This is a genomic window from Sporomusa sp., from assembly GCF_057736855.1.
The window spans coordinates 1-2489 of the sequence record NZ_JBYKYF010000382.1; the positions used below are offsets into that span (position 1 = coordinate 1).

Consider the following 2489-nt stretch of genomic DNA (forward strand, 5'->3'; position numbering starts at 1 on the left):
CCAAACTCGCGCATAATAAAGTTCTTAATCGCCTGTGCAACTCCACGCTCAGCTAATATAGCGGTCGACAAACCGCCCATAGTTTCGATGGTAAGCACTTCATCAGCATAGGACCATGAGGCACTTACTAATAAATGCTTCGTACCATAATGCCCCTGTGCAATCTCTTCCACAAATGGTATCCAATTCTCAGTTAAATACTGCTTTAAATCCCTGACTTGCTGGTTAAAGGTAACTTTTGATAACCCGCAATGTTGACACAGATGTTGAGCCAATGTTTCAAGTACCTGCTCAGAAATGGCTGTAGCTGTAGTTATATGTATGTTCCAAGTCTGAGTGCAAGGATTTACCTCGACTTTTTGAACACGAGCCGCTGTTAATAATTTTTGGCTAACCGCATCAATTGGTAGTCTCTCGATAAATTGAAAAAAGCTCTGGCAATTTTCAGGTATAACACAATAACTAGGCATGTAACCTCTCCCCATCAATACAGGTCGGAAATATCCAATACATTTTACCACGGTTTCTCAATAGAAAGCACTCCGTCAATTTCTGTAAGTTCCGCGAAAATCTTCATCATATCGACATTTGCAGGCATTTTTAACACAAACTCTAGCTTTATCACTTTTTGTTCATGTATATGGTGCATAGTTATATTGTGAATTCCGATACCATGTTTTCCAAAGAACATACCTACCTTTCCGAGCTGGCCAGGCTGATCGCGAATAATCATTTTAATTCTGTTCCGAGATTTACTACTCCAATGACGACGTTCCGCTTGCCCCAAAAACACCAAGGTCAAAAATACCAAAGCCGTACCGGCGATACCGGCAAAAAAGAGACCAGCACCAATCGCTAAACCAATACCTGCGACTACCCATAAGCTGGCCGCTGTCGTAAGGCCAGTAACCGTCAAACCTTCCCGCAGAATAGTACCTGCACCTAAAAAACCAATCCCACTAACTACTTGTGCAGCAATGCGTCCAGGATCCTTATTCATCGTATCAATACCAATGAAACCATAAATAGATACAAGCATCATTAAGGTCGAACCCACACACACTAAAATGTGGGTACGTAATCCTGCCGGCCGATCCAAACTTTCACGCTCAAAGCCAATCACGCCGCCCAGAATACAAGCAACAACCAGTCGCAAAACTATATCGATTTCACTGATGGATGTCATGCTCCCATCCCCTCTTCTTACATGCAACTACTATATGCAAAGGCTTGGTTTGTACCAAGTCTTTAATACGGCAATCATCCAGGCCTGTAACAGCATAAGACTTAATCGTCTTATATCAATTGAAATTTGTTATACATACTGGTAGACAAAAAAAGCGTGATTACGGTATCACGCTTTTTTTGTATTAGCTGCTTCTAATTACAGTTTAGTTAGTAAATCTTTGATACCTTCCAAATATTCATTAGGTCCAAAATAGAGAGTTTCGCCAGTACGCCGTACTTTTACTTCAATCAGGTTTTCATTTACGGCTTTAGGACCAACCGTGACTCTAAGCGGATAACCAATAAGGTCGGCATCCTTAAATTTTACACCTGGACGCTCATTGCGATCATCAAGAACTGTTTCTACTCCATTGGCATTTAGCTCATCATATATCTTTTCGGCTAACGCAACTTGTGCTTGATCTTTGGTACTAACCGGAACAACCACAGCATGATAAGGGGCAATCGGTACAGGCCAAATAATACCATTTTCGTCGTTGTTTTGTTCAATCGCTGCCGCCATAGTCCGACTAATCCCTATCCCGTAACACCCCATAACCATCGGCTTTTCTTTACCATCATCATCAATAAAAGTTGCTTGCAAGGCTGTACTATATTTCGTATACAGCTTAAACACTTGACCAACCTCAATCCCTCGTGCCGTTTTTAACGGAGCTCCACAGCGAGGACAAGGATCATTCTCTTGAATTAAACGAATATCGGCAATCATGGTTGGCGTAAAGTCACGACCAGGATTAACATTGATATAATGTGTGTCAATTTTATTTGCACCGCACACAGCATTATGCATATTCATTACCGTAGCATCTGCTACAAGGATGACATCTTTTTTATCTGCCAGTCCAACCGGACCAATATATCCGGCTGTACTGCCAACCATACGGGAGATGGCTTCTTCGTCAGCCATTTCTAAACGCAGACAACCAATTTTATTGAGTAGTTTAATTTCATTGACTTCGTGGTCACCGCGTACCAGCGCCAAAACAATCTCATCTTTATCTGTGCGATAAGCCAGGGTTTTAATCGTCTTTTCCGGACTAACCCCCAGAAATTGGCTGACTGCAGTAATAGATTTCATATCTGGCGTATGTTTCTCAGTCAGCGGCAGGCTTTCTTCAGCAGGTACGCTAATGGGGTGTAGTTCAGCTTTTTCGACATTCGCTGCATACTCGCAGCTAGCGCAGTACACAATCGCTGCTTCCCCGGATTCAGCGATAACCATAAACTCGTGTGAACCACTG

Annotated in this window: 3 protein-coding genes; all 3 read right to left on the reverse strand. The window is 42.4% G+C overall.

The window, feature by feature from the left end; genetic code table 11:
- The coding region (locus tag AC29Z1_RS16540) for a PolC-type DNA polymerase III N-terminal domain-containing protein (protein ID WP_488272551.1) at positions 1 to 470 on the reverse strand (470 nt) is incomplete at its 3' end.
- Between the two features lie 44 nt (positions 471 to 514).
- Positions 515 to 1186 (reverse strand): MgtC/SapB family protein, encoded by a 672-nt coding sequence (locus tag AC29Z1_RS16545; RefSeq protein WP_488272552.1) that lies wholly within the window; start codon positions 1184 to 1186, stop codon positions 515 to 517.
- Positions 1187 to 1384: 198 nt separating this feature from the next.
- Positions 1385 to 2489: proline--tRNA ligase (gene proS / locus AC29Z1_RS16550; protein ID WP_488272553.1), on the reverse strand; the 1105-nt coding region annotated here is incomplete at its 5' end.

Bases quoted from the DNA above. Each gene is read 5' to 3' on its own strand.
- AC29Z1_RS16545 (WP_488272552.1), bottom strand. From the start codon at position 1,186: ATGACATCCATCAGTGAAATCGATATAGTTTTGCGACTGGTTGTTGCT.